15 protein-coding genes are annotated in these 16,825 nt (G+C 62.6%); 5 read left to right on the forward strand and 10 right to left on the reverse strand.

Annotation, left to right across the window (positions count from 1 at the left end; translation table 11 throughout):
- Positions 1–27 precede the first annotated feature (27 nt).
- On the forward strand, positions 28–732 hold the full coding sequence (locus ACZ881_RS17200) for a phosphatase PAP2 family protein (protein ID WP_476117269.1): 705 nt from the start codon (positions 28–30) through the stop codon (positions 730–732).
- Here the strand turns inward: ACZ881_RS17200 and ACZ881_RS17205 are convergent.
- From ACZ881_RS17205 to ACZ881_RS17215, 3 genes are all read right to left on the reverse strand, one after another.
- Positions 677–1,864 carry an MFS transporter gene (locus tag ACZ881_RS17205; RefSeq protein ID WP_476117271.1) on the reverse strand — a complete coding sequence of 396 codons (1,188 nt, stop codon included), beginning with the start codon at positions 1,862–1,864 and terminating at the stop codon, positions 677–679. The two genes, ACZ881_RS17200 and ACZ881_RS17205, sit on opposite strands and share 56 nt — an antisense overlap.
- On the reverse strand, positions 1,861–2,628 hold the full coding sequence (locus ACZ881_RS17210) for a DeoR/GlpR family DNA-binding transcription regulator (RefSeq protein ID WP_476117273.1): 768 nt from the start codon (positions 2,626–2,628) through the stop codon (positions 1,861–1,863). The genes ACZ881_RS17205 and ACZ881_RS17210 overlap by 4 nt, the downstream gene beginning before the upstream one ends.
- A gap of 156 nt (positions 2,629–2,784) precedes the next feature.
- Entirely contained in the window at positions 2,785–4,467 is a 1,683-nt protein-coding gene (locus tag ACZ881_RS17215; RefSeq protein WP_476117275.1) for an ABC-F family ATP-binding cassette domain-containing protein, read from the reverse strand.
- Positions 4,468–4,629: 162 nt separating this feature from the next.
- Here ACZ881_RS17215 and ACZ881_RS17220 point away from each other — a divergent pair, with 162 nt between their 5' ends.
- Positions 4,630–6,219 carry a serine hydrolase domain-containing protein gene (locus ACZ881_RS17220; RefSeq protein WP_476117277.1) on the forward strand — a complete coding sequence of 530 codons (1,590 nt, stop codon included), beginning with the start codon at positions 4,630–4,632 and terminating at the stop codon, positions 6,217–6,219.
- Here the strand turns inward: ACZ881_RS17220 and ACZ881_RS17225 are convergent.
- The 3 genes from ACZ881_RS17225 to ACZ881_RS17235 all read right to left on the reverse strand — a co-directional run bounded on the left by ACZ881_RS17225 (position 6,203) and on the right by ACZ881_RS17235 (position 10,300).
- Positions 6,203–8,200, reverse strand: a complete 1,998-nt coding sequence (locus ACZ881_RS17225; protein ID WP_476117279.1) for a penicillin-binding transpeptidase domain-containing protein — start codon at positions 8,198–8,200, stop codon at positions 6,203–6,205. The two genes, ACZ881_RS17220 and ACZ881_RS17225, sit on opposite strands and share 17 nt — an antisense overlap.
- A 166-nt stretch (positions 8,201–8,366) precedes the next feature.
- On the reverse strand, positions 8,367–9,023 hold the full coding sequence (locus ACZ881_RS17230; protein ID WP_476117281.1) for a response regulator: 657 nt from the start codon (positions 9,021–9,023) through the stop codon (positions 8,367–8,369).
- Positions 9,020–10,300: a sensor histidine kinase gene (locus tag ACZ881_RS17235; protein WP_476117283.1), complete on the reverse strand. Its 1,281-nt coding sequence runs from the start codon at positions 10,298–10,300 to the stop codon at positions 9,020–9,022. Before ACZ881_RS17235 ends, ACZ881_RS17230 begins: the two co-directional genes overlap by 4 nt.
- Positions 10,301–10,495: 195 nt before the next feature.
- Here ACZ881_RS17235 and ACZ881_RS17240 point away from each other — a divergent pair, with 195 nt between their 5' ends.
- Both ACZ881_RS17240 and ACZ881_RS17245 read left to right on the forward strand, forming a co-directional pair.
- Entirely contained in the window at positions 10,496–11,575 is a 1,080-nt protein-coding gene (locus tag ACZ881_RS17240; RefSeq protein WP_476117285.1) for an ABC transporter permease, read from the forward strand.
- A gap of 24 nt (positions 11,576–11,599) precedes the next feature.
- Positions 11,600–12,301, forward strand: coding sequence for an ABC transporter ATP-binding protein (locus tag ACZ881_RS17245; protein ID WP_476117286.1), 702 nt, complete (start codon positions 11,600–11,602; stop codon positions 12,299–12,301).
- 48 nt (positions 12,302–12,349) lie between these two features.
- Here the strand turns inward: ACZ881_RS17245 and ACZ881_RS17250 are convergent, their stop codons facing one another.
- Positions 12,350–12,748, reverse strand: a complete 399-nt coding sequence (locus tag ACZ881_RS17250) for a winged helix-turn-helix transcriptional regulator (protein WP_364308589.1) — start codon at positions 12,746–12,748, stop codon at positions 12,350–12,352.
- 84 nt (positions 12,749–12,832) lie between these two features.
- On the opposite strand from ACZ881_RS17250, the gene ACZ881_RS17255 reads away from it, so the two are divergent.
- Positions 12,833–13,438: an NAD(P)-dependent oxidoreductase gene (locus ACZ881_RS17255; protein ID WP_091464236.1), complete on the forward strand. Its 606-nt coding sequence runs from the start codon at positions 12,833–12,835 to the stop codon at positions 13,436–13,438.
- 7 nt (positions 13,439–13,445) lie between these two features.
- Here ACZ881_RS17255 and ACZ881_RS17260 read toward each other — a convergent pair whose 3' ends face one another.
- The 3 genes from ACZ881_RS17260 to ACZ881_RS17270 form a co-directional block, all read right to left on the reverse strand.
- Positions 13,446–14,891 carry a phytoene desaturase family protein gene (locus tag ACZ881_RS17260; protein WP_476117288.1) on the reverse strand — a complete coding sequence of 482 codons (1,446 nt, stop codon included), beginning with the start codon at positions 14,889–14,891 and terminating at the stop codon, positions 13,446–13,448.
- Positions 14,884–16,401, reverse strand: a complete 1,518-nt coding sequence (locus tag ACZ881_RS17265) for a glycosyltransferase family 87 protein (protein ID WP_476117290.1) — start codon at positions 16,399–16,401, stop codon at positions 14,884–14,886. The genes ACZ881_RS17260 and ACZ881_RS17265 overlap by 8 nt, the downstream gene beginning before the upstream one ends.
- Positions 16,402–16,547: 146 nt before the next feature.
- A complete protein-coding gene (locus ACZ881_RS17270; protein ID WP_017197242.1) occupies positions 16,548–16,688 on the reverse strand; it encodes a hypothetical protein in 141 nt (46 codons plus the stop codon).
- Positions 16,689–16,825: the final 137 nt, after the last annotated feature.

Here is a 16,825-nt window from a genome sequence, read left to right on the forward strand (position 1 = left end):
CCAAGCTGCCGTCGCTACGATGAATGGATGATTCGTGTACTCCATCCGCGTCAACCTCCCAGCTGGCAGTTGGTCACCCCCGGAGTGCTCCTGCTCTGTGCGTTCGCAATTCCCGGGGTGCTGCTTATGGCAGGGCAAGGGGAACCGGCATTCAACGGCGTGGACACTATATGGCAGGCCTACGCCTTCAGCCTGCACTCACCCTTCTGGGATGGAGTCAACGTCGTCCTCAACTGGGCCGGCTACGCGGGGATGCTCGTCTTCCATGTGGTGCTCGCGATTTCGCTCGTCATATGGCAGCGACCCATGGCGGCGGTCTTCGCCGCGTTGAGCGGCATCGTCGTGCTGGCGCTGACGCAGCTTGCCAAAGCCGTGGTGGGTAGAGATAGGCCGGAGGGCGCCAGGGTTTTTTCTGATACAGGTTCATACCCATCGGGGCATGTCTCTGCGACGACTGCCTTCCTGCTGGTGCTTTCCATACTGGTGGGACGTTGGTGGATGGCACTGATGGCAGTCATTGGTGTTATCGCCATGATGATCAGCCGCACCTACCTTTCGGCCCATTGGCTAAGCGACGTACTGGGTGGTGCGTGCCTCGCCGCCGGCATTGTCCTGCTGATGTGGTGGCGTTTCCGCGATATATGCATCAAGGAGAATGCGCAAGCGGACGGACAGACTATTTGGGCGGCAAGGGCTTCGCAACGCCGGCAAGCAGCAGGGCAAGCAAAATAGGCGCTCCGATGGCCAGCAAGGCCAAGTGGATTCCGGTGTGGTCACCCAAGTAGCCCAGCAGTGGCGGGCCAGCCAGGAACGCTACGTAGCCGATGGTGGAAACCACTGAAACGCGTGCAGCTGCGTGCTTCGGATCGTCCGCTGCGGCCGACATTCCCATAGGGAAAGCCAACGCCGCGCCGATGCCCCAGAGGGCTGCTCCAACGCCTGCCAGGATTACATTGCCGGCGAAGACGAACAATGCAAGGCCAACGGCGGCCGCGGCCATGCTGGCCCGGAGGACGTTCACTCGTCCAAACTTGTCGATCGCCTTGCCGCCGAAGAACCGCATGATGGTCATAGCGAGAACAAAGAGCGCGAACAGCAACGCGCCTGTGGATTCCGAGGCGCCAAGCCCGTCCACGGCAGCCTTCGCGATCCAGTCGTTGCCTGCCCCTTCGGTGAGGGTGGCGCCGAGGACTACGACGCCGATGAGCAGCGTCCTGCCGTCCCGCCAAGCCGCGGGGCCCTTCTCAGCCGCCACGCCGCCGTCGTGAATTTCTTCAACCGCGTGCGGCAGGAAGTACTTAGGGACCGTCAGCGCCAAAGCGACGGCGATGGCCGCGATGACCAACAAGTGCTCCGGCAAGCCGACACCCAGTTGGGAGAGGCCGGCACCGATCAGTGCGCCCAGGAACGCGCCACCGCTGAAGGCAGCATGGAACTGCGGCATGATGGTGCGCTTGAGCCGGTGCTCGACGTCGGCGCCTTCAATGTTCTGCGCCACGTCCCACAGGCCGATGCCAATGCCGAAGAAGAACAGGGCAACGGCTGTGCCCGGAACGGACGCGGCCATCAGTGAGAAGGCGATTGCCGCGCCGGCAGCCCCAGCCACGATGCCGGCCACCCGGACCGTATTGGCTGTACCGATCCTGCCCACCACCCATCCGGCTGATGGAAGCGCCAGCAAGGACCCGACGGCGGTGCAGAGCAACAGAGTGCCCATCTGGCCGGACGTCAGGCTGAGTGCCTCGGTCACGGCGGGGATGCGGGCAGCCCAGCTGGCGAAGACCAAACCGTTCATGCCGAAGATCAGGAACGTCGCCACCGCAGCGGCGTTGACGTTGGTGGTGCTTCTGGTGTTGGTGGTCATGCAATCACAACTTCCACGGAGAGTTTGTTGAGCCGGGCAAGATCTTCGGGGGGTGGTTCCTGGTCTGTCACGATGACGGCCACGGTGTCCATGGCTGCAACGAGTGCTAGCGCGTTGGCATTCCATTTGCTTCCTGAAGCCGCCACTATCACCCGGCTTGCCGATTCCAGACCGGCGCGCTTGACTGCGGCGTCCTCGAGGTCGTGGGCCAGCAGGCCGTCTTTCAGATTGAGGGCACAGGGAGTTACGACGGCGGTGTCGAACCTTAGCGAGCGGATGTTGGCTTGCGTCATGGGTCCCCCGAAGGATTGCTCACCTGGGATGAGGCTGCCACCTGGGAGGATGAGCTCGGGTGTGCGGCCATCCTTGGTACGCGTCAGTGCCTCCACGCCGTGCAAAGACATGGGCATCACGGTGAGTTCGCGCCTGCTGAGCATGCGTGCGATCTCCGTGGCGGTGGATCCACTGTCCAGCCACACGTGCTCGCGGTCTTTGAGGAGCGCGTCCACGGCTGCTGCGATGCGCATTTTGGCGCCGTGGTCTTCCAACTCGCGTTGCCCGTAGCCGGGGTTGTCGCCTCGGGCCACCAGGCTGCGGGCGCCCCCGTGGACCCGTTTCAGCACACCGTTGGCAGCGAGGCTCTCGAGGTCACGGCGGATGGTGGCCCCGGAGGCTCCCGTCGCTTGGACGAGTTCATCCACCGTGGCTTCTTCGCGGGTGCGCAACAACTCGCCAATGAGTCGGTGGCGGTCAGCAGTTCCCATGCTTCAACCGTAACAATGTTTGCTCAGTTAATCATCCGGTGTGATCATTTGCGCACCGACGCTCTCTCACATCCCATGGCCTAAAGCGAACCGCTCTCGCAGCAGGTGCAAGAGCGTTCGCGGAATACCGCTGGAATGTGAGAGAGCGTCCGGGGTTTAGCGGGCGCGCTCCACCCTCTTCTCGTCCCAAACAGGTTCCTCGGACTCGTAGACCTTGCCATCCGAGCCGAAGATCATGAAGCGGTCGAAGGACTTGGCGAACCAGCGGTCGTGCGTGACTGCCAGGACGGTCCCTTCGAAAGCATCGATGGCCCGCTCCAGAGCCTCGCCCGAGTGAAGGTCCAGGTTGTCCGTGGGCTCGTCGAGCAGCAGCAGGGTGGCGCCGGAGAGTTGCAGGAGCAGGATTTGGAAACGAGCCTGCTGGCCGCCGGACAAGGACTCGTACTTCTGCTCGGACTGACCGGCCAGGCCGTACGAATCCAAGGCTCCAGCTGCCGCCTCGCGGGGAAGGCCGGAGCGGTGTTCGTCTCCACGGTGCAGGATCTCCAACAAGGTCCTGCCCAACAGATCAGGGCGGACGTGTGTCTGGGCAAAGAAGCCGGGCCGGATGCGGGCTCCCAGCTTCACAGTGCCCTCGTGGGGCACTTCAGCGATCACTACGTCGGACACCGGCAGGTGCTCGCGCTCGGGGTCTGTGCCGCCGGTGGCGAGGAGGCGCAGGAAATGGCTCTTGCCGGAACCGTTGGAACCGAGCACACCAACGCGATCGCCAAACCAGATCTCGGTGGAGAACGGCTTCATCAGCCCGGTCAGTTCGAGCTTCTCGGCCACCACAGCACGCTTGGCCGTTCGACCACCTTTGAGGCGCATTTTGACGTTCTGCTCGATCGGCAATGCCTCGGGCGGGCCTGCTTCCAGGAACTTGGCGAGGCGGGTCTGCGCTGCCTGGTACCTGTTAGCCATGTCGGAGCGGAACGCGGCCTTGTTCTTGTACATATTGACGAGTTCCTTGAGCTTGATGTGCTCCTCGTCCCAGCGCTTGCGGAGTTCCTCGAACCGGGCATTCCGGTCAGCGCGTGCCTCAACGTAGGATCCGAAGCCACCGCCATGAATCCACGCCCCGGCACCGTTGATGCCGGGCTCGAGCGTGACGATGCGGCCGGCGGCGTTGTTAAGCAGCTCACGGTCGTGACTGATGAACAGCACAGTCTTCTTGGACTCGTTGAGTTTCCCCTCCAGCCAACGCTTGCCAGGGACGTCCAGATAGTTGTCCGGCTCGTCCAGGAGCAGGAGCTCATCCGGACCCGCAAACAGGGCTTCGAGCACCAAGCGCTTCTGCTCGCCACCGGACAACGTGGAGGCGCGGCGGAACTGCGCCTTGTCGAAGGAAATTCCGAGTGCTGCCATGCACACTTCGTCCCAGACGGTTTCGACGTCGTACCCGCCGGCGTCTCCCCAGTCCACGATCACCTGCGCGTACTTCATCTGCGTGGGCTCGTCATCGTGCTCCATCATGGCCAGTTCGGCGTCCTCCACGGCCTTCGCAGCAGCGGCGAGGCCGGCTTGTGCCGTGGAAACCAGGAGGTCCCGGACGGTCGATTCATCACGGACCTGCCCAACGAACTGCCGCATGATGCCCATGTTTCCGGAACGGCCCACCACACCTTCGTCAGGGGTGAGATCGCCGGAAATGATCTTAAACAGGGTGGTCTTGCCCGTTCCATTGGGTCCGATGAGCGCCGTCTTGGTGCCGTCGGGGACCTTGAAAGTCACCCCGTTGAGCAGCTGGGTGCCGTCGGAGAGGAAGTAGTCGATGCCGGAAACGTCAATATGGGCCACGTTTCAATCCTCCCACGGCGGCGTAATAGCGCTCGACGGCGGCAGCCGGCTTGGGTGCCCGGGCTGACTTACGCCCCGGTGGCGGTGCATGGTTTTCCTTCTGTCCCCCTCTGCCGTGAAGAGCTACCGTGAAGGGACAGTCAGCCCAGGGCAGGTGATGGCATGCAAATTGGTTCCCGGTCATCGCGAAGCCTTCTCGCTTGTTTGCTGGCCGCCACTATGGTGGGAGGCCTTGGCCCGCCGGCAGCCGGGAACGCCGCCATCCCGGCAGAGAATGCGGAGATCACTGGATCGGCCTACGAGGCCTTGGACACCTTCCTCCAGGACCAGCTTGAGACGCTCGGGGTTCCCGGTGCCGCCGTCGTGGTTGTCCAGCACGGCGTCCAGGTGCATTCAGTTGCGTTTGGCCGCGCCGACAACTCGGGAAGGCCCATGACCGCTCAGACGCCGGTGCTCCTGGCGTCCACCACCAAGTCACTCACAGCAATTGCCGTGATGCAGCAGGTTGAGGCGGGCAGGCTGGAGTTGGATGAGCCTGTCCAGACGTACCTGCCGTGGTTTGCATTGAAGGATAGCCGCGCGTCCGCGATCACAGTCCGCCATCTGCTGCACCAAACCAGCGGAATGGCTTCAGCAGGTACGGCGTTTGAAGGCAGCGACACCCAAGGTCCCGAAGCCCTGGAAGAAGGTGTCCGTGCACTGTCAGGCGCTCCTCTGGCCAGGTCACCTGGCGAAGCGTTTGGGTATGCCAACGCAAACTACAACATTCTGGGCCTCCTGGTTCAAACAGTCTCAGGCCAGCCTTTCGGCGATTACGTGAGGCAGCACGTCTTCGAACCCTTGGACATGATCCACAGCCACCCGACGCAGGCGGCTGCCCGCGCTGACAATGTGGCTGCCGGGTATTCGTTATGGTTTGGCTCGTTCTGGGGTCAGACGGATGCACCTGCGCCAGCCACTGGCATGCCGTCCACCACCATGTATTCCTCCGCCGAGGACTTGGGTCACGAGTTAACGGCACTGCTGGGGCAGGGGCGGTACGGCGAAGCCCGCGTCCTCCAGCCGCACAGCGTGAACGCGATGTTCGAGCCCCGCGTACAGGTGGACGGCTCCAAGGGGTACGGCATGGGGTGGTTCACCCGTCCACTTGTGGAGTCCGCGGATGCTTCCAGGCAACCACTTGACGGAGAATTGCCGCTGCTGCTGGAACATCAGGGCGAGTGGGGCAACTCGCACACGTATCTGGCGATGATTCCCGCTTCCGGAATTGGTGTCGCGTTGGTTATCAACGCCAATGACACCTCCGCACCCTCAAGATTGAAGGCCGTGGATAGCAATGTCCTGCGGATCCTCCACGGTCAGCCCCCTGCACCAACAGTTGTGCAGGAGGACTGGCTGCAGCGCTACAGCTGGGTCGTCGCACTGGCATTGCTGCTCGCAGAGTTGCTCAGTTTGTGGCCGGCACTTTCCATCCTACTCAGGAGCCGCACATCACCCCCAAAGTGGAAGCCACTCACCTTGGTTTTCAGCGCGCTTGCCTTGGACGCGTTCGCACTATGGTTGTGCTTCGTTTATGCACCCGCCAGGTTTGACACGAACCTCACCGTCATCGTCCGCCAGTTTCCCGACGTCGGACTTTTCCTGGTGCCGGTCCTGGCATTGGCCCTTCTCTGGCCCATCCCGCGAACAGCTCTCTTGCTCTGGAAGGTGCGGGTGGCTCCGCATCCAAGCGGTGTCAGCCAGCCGCAGTAAGGAAGGACTTCAGCAGGGGTCCGCTGGTGGTGGCGCCGAGGCCGCCTTCTTCCACAAACACGGCAACTGCCAGGTCCCCGTGCGTTGCGACGATCCACGCATGCGTCTTGGGCGGGTTGTCATTCCCGAACTCCGCGGTACCGGTCTTTGCCCCTACCGGCGTCCCGGGGACTTCCGCGAGGAATCCAGCGTGCCCGGAGGTCACCACCGCCCGCATCATGTCTGAGAGCGCAGCGGCTTCTTCCTTGGTGATCGGTTTGGTGGACGCCGGTGACACGGGAGCGGCGCTTGCTGAAGCGGACGACGGCGACGCGCCGCCACTTTCGGTGGGCGCGGCACTGGCGCTGGAGTTCTGGGCAGCGTCAGCGTTCTGGGCGCCATCGGCGTTCAACACGAGTTGCGGAGAAACGGGAGCGCCGTTGGCGACGGAAGCAGCCATGACCGCGGCCGAGAGCGGGGAAAAGAGCACCTTGCCCTGGCCAATCATGGAAGCGGCGTGCTCGGTACCCTCGGCAGCGCCAGGAACCGAACCCAGGAACGCGTCAGCGCCAAGCTTGGGAGCTTCAACCGCTACGCCGAGGGCCTGGGCTGCGGATTCGAGCTGGTCCTGGCTGACGGCATCACGGGCGTTGATGAAGGCAGTGTTGCAGGAGTGTGCGAACGCGTCACGCAGGGGCACCGAGCCAAGGGAGCTTTCGGGGTAGCCTTCGGCATTTTTGAACGTGCGGCCGTCCACAGTCAGCGTTGAGGGGCATTCAACCTTCGAGTCCGGTGTGGCGCCGTTGCGGAACATCGCCAGTGAATCGACGATCTTGAACGTGGACCCGGGCGCATACTGACCAAGCAGAGCCGTGTTGTACCCGTTGCTGCCGGGTCCGGACGCGGCAGCAAGGACAGCTCCGGTGGACGGCTTGAGGGCAACAATGGCCGACGCTGGTCCAACACCAGCCAACGTCTCTTCGGCCAACTGCTGGAGTTTCAGGTCAAGGGTGGTTTTGAGCGTAGTGCCGGGGGACGGGAGCGACGAGAAGAACACCTTAGTGCCGAGCGTCTCGCCTTCAGACTTCACCTCGGGCGTGGCGAGAACTTCCACGCCGTCTTTGCCTCGCAGTAAGGAGTCGTACTTCTGCTGCAGGCCGCCGGTACCCGTGGTGTCGCCGGCACGCAGCGCACCGTTGGAGTTTTCAATCTGTTCGGCACTGGCTTGGCCAACGCTGCCCAACAAGGCGCGGGCAAAGGTCCGGGTGGGAGCCAAAGCCATGGAGTCCAGGATGCTCGAACCGCCCGGAATGGCCTCGATTTTCGCCTCAGTGATCTCCGCCGTGTAGGCACGCAGCACGATGCCCTCGACGAAAGCCTGCGGACCTGAGGCGGCAACCTGCTTGGCGTATTCTTCTGCATCGAGCCCGAGCAGCGTCGCCATGGCACGGGCAGAAGCATCGGCTTGCTCTGCCGGAACCTTGGTTTTGTCGATGCCCACACGGAAGACCGGACGGTCCTCAACGATCGGCGCATCCCCGGCGCCGAGGATCTGACCACGTTGGGCGGGAACTGTTTTGACCGACAGGGTTTCACCCTCGGAGAGTTCGGGAGCCAGAAGTGCGGGGGTCCATTGGACAGCCCACTTGTCGCCGGACTTCTTCAGCGTGGCCTCGGAACTGTACTCCCACTTGGCCGACCCGATGTTCCAGGTGTAGTTAAGGGGAAATGTTGCGGTGTCGCCGTCGAGTTTTACGTCGCCGGATGCGACCGCCGGCTTGGCGTCGAGTCCCTCGAACACGGCTTTGAGTTGATCGTTGGCCGCGGCAGCGTCCTTGCCCTCGACGGCCAGTTGGCCGACGTCGAGCGCTGCCAGCGAGGACGCGAGCTGCTTGGCTGCTCCTTCCGCACCGGCGCGGCCGTCATCGCAGGCGGTCAATGAACCAGCCGTGACCAGCGATACGAGACCAAGTACAAGGCTGTGTTTTTTCAATTTCCCCATTTGCGACATTATGCCCCGTTCCCCTGACAGTTTCTTGTCCCGGCCAGCAGACGGACGAAGCCCAGGCCAAGGAGCTCACGTAAACCCGGCACCCCGTACCCAACTGAGTCGCAGTTAATGCCGTTTTGAGCGCTCAAAACGGCATTAACTGCTACTTAGTTGGGAGTTAGCGCCCGCGGATGACCCTGCGCTGCGTCGCTACGGCAATGGCCGCGGTTCGGTTGTCGACGCCAAGCTTCGAGTAGATGTGCACCAAGTGCGTCTTCACCGTGGCCTCGGAAATGAAGAGCTGCTTGGCCATGGCACGGTTGCTCATGCCCGTCGCCAGGAGCTCCAACAGCTGGACTTCCCGGGCACTCAGGGCGGGCGAAGGATTCCGGATGCGGCCCATGAGCCGCGCCGCAACTTCGGGTGCCAGCGCGGTTTGCCCGGCAGCAGCGGACAAAACGGCTTGTCTAATCTGATCCGGCGGGGCGTCTTTCAACATGTAGCCGCTGGCACCGGCCTCCACCGCGGCGAGGATGTCGGCGTCGGTGTCGTAAGTCGTCAGAATCAGCACAGGCGGCGGGGGAGTCCCAGCCTCGCCGGCCTTGATTTTTTCCGTGGCTGTCACACCGTCCATGCCGCTGCCCATTTGCAGGTCCATGAGCACCAGGTCTACGGGCTCGCCAAGGGTGTGCAGCTTGATGAGTTCCACCAGGGCGGCGTCACCATCCGCCGCTTCGGCCACCACCGTGACACCCGGAAAGTCGGCGAGCATGGCCCGCAGCCCCGCCCGAACCACCGGGTGGTCATCCACTAGCAAGACACGGATATCACTCACGCAGCACCTTCATCCGCCGGCAGCGGCACGCGAATCGCAACCACTGTTCCTTCACCGGGTGCCGACTCGATTTCCAAGCGGCCGTCCAGCGCGGCCAGCCGTTCCCGCAAACTTTGAAGCCCGACGCCGGTCCCATCGCCACGCGCTGGACCCACCGCCGTCGACGGTTCGAAACCAACGCCGTCGTCGAAAACGTCCAAGGTCACCTCATCGCCAAGGAAGGACAGGGTCACGACGGCGGCCCGCGCGTGGGCGTGAGCCCATACGTTCGCGAGGGAAGCCTGGGCGGCCCTGAGCAGGGTGGTCTGGTACGTGTTCAGCAGTTCCACAGGCGTACCCACCAGCTCGAAGCGGCAGCGCAGCGCGGAACCCCGCGCAGCGGCCTCCGTTTCCGTTTTCCCACAGAGTCGGCGGAGGGTGTCGACGAGTCCTGACTCCTCAAGGTCCGGCGAACGCAGGCCGCGAACAAAGCTGCGCGCTTCAGCCAAATTGGCCGACGCCGTGTCCTGTACTGTCCGCAACCGCTCCTTGGCAGCAGTGGCGTCGCCATCGTCCAAGGCTCTCTCTGCGGATCTTCCCATCAAGACGATGCTGGAGAAACCCTGGGCCAGGGTGTCGTGGATTTCCCGGGCGAGCCTTTCACGTTCAGCCAGCATTCCGGCGTCGTGCTGGGTTCGGGCAAGTTCCGCTCGTGTTCTGCGGAGTTCGTCAGCAACAGTGCGCTGGTTTTCGGCTTCGAGGAACAGGGCCCGGTACGCCAGCCCCGTGACCACCGCGAACACGGCCCCGAACACCGGTCCCAGGATCATCGCAAGCTGCAGGCCGCCGTCGGATGCTCCCCGGCTGTGGAACCACAGCGTGCCCACCAGAAGGGCAGTGCTCAGACCAATCGCGGGCAAGGCGAGTCCGCGGGGGAGCAGGTGCAGTTGCAGGAAGAACAGAGGGAAGGCCACCCATGCGAAGTCGCTGCTGACCAGGAGGAGCAGCAGCCACACAAGCATCACCGCGCCCAGCCACCAGCGTGCGTAAGGCGTGGGATTGAAGCGCGTTGCGTCGCTTGCATGACGCTTTTCCAGAAGCGTGCCACTGAGGTACACCAGCGCCAGCAGGGCCGAAAGCCCCAGTCCAGCGGCCACAGCCAGAACCGACGGTGCGCCGCTGGTTCCCATTCCCGTCACCAAACGGACAACGGCCACAAGTAACAGAACCGCGAAACCGACATGCAGGCTCACACGCAGCACGCGGAGTATTGTGGCGGCGCCAGCGGGAGACTGCATGCATCCCAGCGTATCCCCGACATTCCTCGGAAAACCCGCGTTTCCGTCCCCTGAAGCCGGAATCAACCATTCGGTTGATCGTCAGCTCAACCCCACGATGCCAGCCAATCCATCCGGCTCCCGATGTCCCTTCCACGCGTCGCCGGAAGAGTTGATATGGACGGGACCAACCCCGCAATGAATCGAAGGAATCCGATGTTTCTTGCCATCCGCGACATTCGTTTCGCCAAGGGCCGTTTTGCGCTCATGGCCAGCGTCGTCGCCCTGATCACCTTGTTGCTCGTCATGCTTTCCGGGCTTACGGCGGGCTTGGGCAACCAGTCGACGTCGGCCATTGGGGCCCTGCCCGTTCAGCAGGTCGTCTTCGGCGCACCTACCGGCGGGGAGCCAAAGGCGTCCTTCACAGAATCGGAAGTTTCCTCCGCTCAGCTGGAAACGTGGAGGGACCAGCCCGGCGTTACTTCGGCGCAGGCACTCGGAATCAGCCAAAGCCGTGTGCTGTCGCTAGGGGACGGTGGCGCACCGAGCGGTACAGCGAACACCGCCGTCTTTGGTGGGGCAGGGGCTCCGGCAGCTGTGGAGGACGGGACGGTGGTGATTGGCGAAACACTGGCAAAGGAGCTCTCGCTGGAGGCCGGCGGCCGGGTCCGGGTGGGCCGGACAGACCTTACCGTGGCCGAGGTTGTGGAGGACCAGTGGTACTCCCACACCGGAGTGGTCTGGACGACGCTCGACACGTGGCGGACCATCGCCCACGCGGCCCCCGGGACAGCGACTGTTATCACCGCAACTTACGACGCCGGATCTTCCGTGGACCTCGACGCCGCCAACGCCGCGGCTGGCACCGTCAGCTCGGATCCCGTGGGCTCCTTCCAAGCTTTGGCCTCCTACAAGAGTGAAAACGGGTCACTCATGCTCATGCAGGCATTCCTCTACGGGATCTCAGCCTTGGTGATCGTCGCCTTCCTGACCGTATGGACCGTGCAACGCACACGAGACATAGCCGTACTCAAAGCGATGGGAGCTTCATCCGGCTACGTGCTGCGGGATGCCCTTGCCCAAGCCGCCCTGGTCCTGCTGATCGGCGCCTGCGTGGGCGGACTGATTGGCGTGGCAGGCGGATTCTTCGCGGCTCAAGTGGCACCCTTCCTCATCACGCCTATGACCACGCTGGTTCCCATCGCAGGGATCGTCCTCCTGGGTTTGGCAGGGGCTGTCCTGGCCGTCAGAAACGTCACCAAGGTCGATCCACTGCTGGCCCTCGGCGGCAACTAATACATTCCCAGAAAGGCATGCATCATGACTCCGGCACTGAACCTGAACAACGTCTCCCTCGAATACCCTGACGGCAGTTCCACCCTTAAGGCATTGGACGCCGTCAACCTCAGCGTCCGCAGGGGTGAATTCCTCTCCCTCGTGGGTCCTTCCGGATCCGGAAAATCCTCCTTGCTGGCCGTCGCCGCGACTCTCATCAAACCTACGGCGGGGCTGGTCATCATCGACGGACAGGATGTGTCGGCCCTTTCGGAGGCCGAATGCACAGCCCTTCGCCGGGACAAGGTGGGCATCATCTTCCAGCAGGCCAACTTGCTGCCCTCACTGACCGCCGTCGAGCAGTTGCTGATCCGCGAACATCTGCGGGGAAAGCCTGTACGCGACGAACGCGAGAAGGCGGCGGAACTACTGAACGTCGTCGGGCTGTCCGGGGTGGCACACAAGAGGCCACACCAGCTGTCCGGAGGCCAACGTCAAAGGGTGAACATTGCGAGGGCCCTCATGGGAAGCCCAACGGTTCTTCTCGTCGATGAACCAACGGCCGCGCTGGACCACGAACGCAGCGAGTCGATCGTCCGGCTACTCCGGCACGTCACGGATGAATTCCAGACAGCCACCGTCATGGTCACTCACGACACAGAGTTCCTGCCTCTCACTGACGCCGTGACCACGATGCGTGATGGACGAATCAGCCGTGCGCTGGTCCCGTCCGCGCAGCCCAACTAGGTAACAGTACCTGTCGGTTTGAGCGCTCAGTGGGACGTTTGCTGTTACTCAGTTGGGGGAGCCGAGGAGGGCCTCGTCCTGCGCTTCGTCGTAGGCGTCACGGGCTTCGAGAATGCTGGGCACATGACTCTCCGCCCAGTGGCGCAACATGGTGAGCGGCTGCAGCAGGGACTCGCCTAAAGCTGTCAGCTCATACTCCACCCGTGGCGGAACCTGCGCGTAGACGGTACGGGTAATCAGGCCGTCGCGTTCCAGGGCGCGCAGGGTTTGCGTCAGGACCTTGGGAGTAACTACGTTCACCATTTTGCGCAGTTCCGAAAAGCGGACCGGCCCGTCACCGAGCACTTGAATCACCAACGAAGCCCATTTATCGCCGATGCGTTGGAAGACCACCCGCGAAGGACAGTTGGGGTCGAGGATATTTGCGGGGAGATCATTAGTATCCAAAAGGTAACTCAGTTCCTTTGAAGCTATCAGTATCCAATGGATACCGTTGGGGTTATTGCAAGGATACCAACCTCAAGGAGAGCTATGAAAATCGCAGTCTACGGCGCAACCGGTATGGTCGGCAGCCAGATCGTCAACGAATCCATCACCCGCGGCCATGAGGTCACAGCCATCTCCCGCAAGGGTGCAGAGGTTCCCGGTGCCGCTGCCCAGGCAGCTGATCTGGCTGACGCCCAGGCCTTCGTCTCCAACGCCAAGGATCACGACGTCGTTGTGCTGGCTACGGGTCCCAGCCGCACCGGCGGCGACCACGGCGAGTGGCTCGACGCGATGGCTTCCGCCTACAGCAATGCCGAGGGAACCCGCCTCATGATTGTCGGCGGTGCCGGCACCTTGGAGATCGACGGCGTCCGCCTTCTCGATTCCCCCGACTTCCCCGAGGCCTACAAGGCAGAGGCCACCACCGCAGCCAAGGCCTTCGAAGCCGTGAAGCAGACCCCGGAGACCATCGACTGGACCGTCCTGGCTCCCGCTCCCGTCATCCAGCCGGGTGAGCGCACCGGTGAATACACGGTTGCCAAGGATTCACCGGCCGGCAACAGCATCTCCACGCAGGACTACGCAGTAGCCATGCTGGACGAGATCGAGAGCCCGGCGCACCGCCGCGCCCGCTTCACCGCCGCCAACTAACGAGCCGCTACAGTCCGACGCCGAGCCCGGGTACTCGCATCTTGAATATGTCCTTCAGGGCATACCTTGCCGCGTGGTACCCGGGCATTCCCGTAACCCCCGGACCAGGCGGCGTTGACGAGGAACACAGATACACGCCCTCCATTGGCGTTCGCCAAGGCACATTGGATACAACCGGCCGTTGCACCAGACCACGCAGGTCCAACAGTCCTGCACTGAAGTCACCACCAACATAGTTCTCGTTGTACGCGGACAGTTCCGCCGCCGTCGTGGTCTTTGACGCCACCACAACATCCCGGAAACCTGGTGCGTACCGCTCGATGCGCGCTATGACAGCTTCGGCCATGTCCACCGTCGAATTGGCGGGGACGTGGCAATAAGACCACAAAACGTGACGGCCGTCCGGAGCCCGGGTCGAATCCACCACGGATGGCTGGGACACCAGGACATAGGGTTCCGTTGGATGTTTGCCCATGTCCACCAGGTTCTCGGACTCTGCCATTGCCTGCCGTGAACCGCCAACGTGGACAGTCCCTGCCTTCGCCAATCCGGAATCACGCCAAGGAACAGGGCCGGACAGGATGAAGTCCACCTTGCACGCTGCATTCCCGAAGCGGAATGCTTCAAGTGCGCGACGGTAACGGTCGGGAACGTCCGAGCCACCCAAGCGCGCCAGAGTTGGCGGGGCAACATCCAGCAGGATGGCCTTCGCCGGCCGGACCTGATCCAGCGAACCCACGCGTTCGCCCACATGGATGGTGCCGCCGTGAGCAGTAAGATCGTCAGCCATGGCACGGGCAATGGACATGGAGCCGCCAACAGGTATCACCCAACCGCCCGCGTGGGCCAGAGTGCTGAGCAACAGCCCGGCACCCGTTGAGCTAAGGGACGGCTGCGATCCAAGGGCATGCGACATCACACCCGTCAGTAGCGCAGGGGCGGCTTCTTCGCGGAATCGGCGCATCCAGATCGGGGTCCCCTGATCCAGGGTCGCCAGCCCAAACCTGACTGCCGCCAAAGGGTCCTTTGGAATGCGCAGGAGTTGGTTGGACGTAAATTCCACAACCCCGTCCACCCGCTCCAGCAACGGCTGCATCAGGCGTCGGTAAGCGGGTCCATCGACACCCAGCTCCTGCACCGTCCGATCCAGGGATTGGTAGGCCAAGGCCGCACCGCCGATGTCCAACGGCGTACCGTGCTGGACCTCCGGCACCCTCAGGTCCACGCGCTGCGACAGCTCGAAAGCGCGGAAAAAGGGCGACGCAACAGCCATCGGATGCACGGCGGAGCACACGTCGTAGAGGTAGCCGGGTTCAATCAACTCACTGGTCCGGGACCCACCACCGATCGCATCGGCTGCTTCGTAGAGATGGACACTCAGGCCCGCACGGGCCATAACCACTGCGGCGGCCAGGCCATTAGGACCGGCGCCGACGACGGCGACATCAACCATCGCTGTTTACCTCCGTACGCTGGGGTGCTTTGGGGTCGATAGCATCCACCGTGGCCCGAGGACGCCACGGCAGCACTGACCGGGAGGGGCGGAACGCGTCGAGCCTCAGCCAGTCCCGGGCGCCGTCGAATGGTCCACCATGGGGATCGTCCTCGCCATACGCGCGTAGTGGATCCTGGGCAGGGTCCCAAATATCGATGGCCACCCGCACCATGAGATATGCCGTTGCAACCATATGTAAACCCACGGCCAGCACGTAGTAGGACATATCAATATTGTGCTGGACGGATCCGCCACTGGTCGTTTGGCCCAGATACATCCAGACGGCGGCCCAGTGCAGCCCTTCTGCGGCTTGCCAGATGAGGAAGTCGCGCCAGCGGGGCCGGGCCAGAGCGAGGAGCGGTATGAGCCAGATGACGAACTGGGGCGAGTAAACCTTGTTGGTCAGGATGAATGCGGCAACAATCAGGAACACCAGTTGGGCCAGACGGGGTCGCCGTGGAGCACATAAGGCCAAAGCACCGATAAGTACGCACGCCAGGACGAACAGGAACAGTGCCATGGAATTGATGGCTGCGCCGTCAATCTGCACCCAACGGACCCTGTCCGCCACGAGGTTGTACGCAAACCAAGGTGAGCTGTACCCGGCAGGGCGATCCTGGCTGAATTCAAAGAAGTATCGCCAGCCCGAAAGGTTCATCGCTGCGATGGGCAAGTTCACCGCCAGCCAGGATGCTGCGGCCGCACCAGCTGTGATGAAGAAGGCACGCAACTTCCCGGTTCGGAGGGCCAACAGCAACACGGCACCGAGTATGAGGGCAGGGTACAGCTTAGTGGCAGCTCCCAGACCGATGACCACTCCAGCCAGGATCAGCTTGTCCCTGGAGAACAGGTACATGCCCAGAGCCAGCAGCCCCACAGCCCACATGTCCCAGTTGATGAACCCGGCCAGGATGATCCCGGGTGCTACGGCCACCGTGGCTGCGTCCCAAGGGCGGCGCCTGTTGATCCTGGCGGTCAGGAGGACGGTAACGATCCAAATCGCGACGATCAGTGTTGCGTTGACATCGAAGTAACCCAGGATGCGTTCGTTCCCCATGCCTTGGCCGGGCACCAGAAAAGCTGTCACGCCGGCGATGATGCCCATGAGCACTGGATACTCGAACAGGCTGCCTTGGGTGAAGAAGGGAAATATGCCCTCACCGAGACCGCGGTTCCGGAAGAGCTCAGGGAAGTCCGAATAGCAGGTCGCGTAGAACTGGCCGGGAGTCTCCCAGCCACGGACGCGGCAGTAATCCTTTGCGATTACGGCGAGCAGAGCAGCCACAACGGTGAGGATTATCAGGACCCGTTCCACAGTGAACGGGCCGGGTGAAATCTTCCCTGGCGACGAATGCTTGCCCAAGGGTCCGCCCACGAGTTCCGTGAAGTTGCGAAGCAGGGCGTCGCTGCGGCTGGGAACCACAAAGCGGGCACGTTTTTGTAGCCGGTGAGGCTTCGTCTCCTGCATGCGATCGAGCTTACAGTCCTGCGAGGTGCACGGGGTCAGAGCTTCATGGGATTAAAAGGGGAGGAGCCCACGCGTAGCCGCGTGGGCTCCTTGAGGTTCAGCATGAATGTGTGGCACCTGAACTCCTTCTTGCTGGCTGAAGGGAATCAGCGGATGAGTCCCATCTGGTGCAGGACAACGTAGACGTCTTCACGGCGCTGGTCGAGCAGCTGGCCATTGAACAAAGTGCGGTCCTTGGGAGCATCGGTGCTCTTGTAGAAACGCATGTCTTCGGGGCGTTTGCGCATGGTTCACCTCCTTTCGTCAAAGAAATACCGGCATTTAGGCGCGACAATTAAAGCCAATTGAATTCAAAAGAAATCAAGGGCCAAAGGGCATAAATAGCCGAGGCTAATAAGGGGATTTGCGGACCGAATCGGGAAAG

This window comes from Paenarthrobacter sp. TE3676 (genome assembly GCF_056279165.1).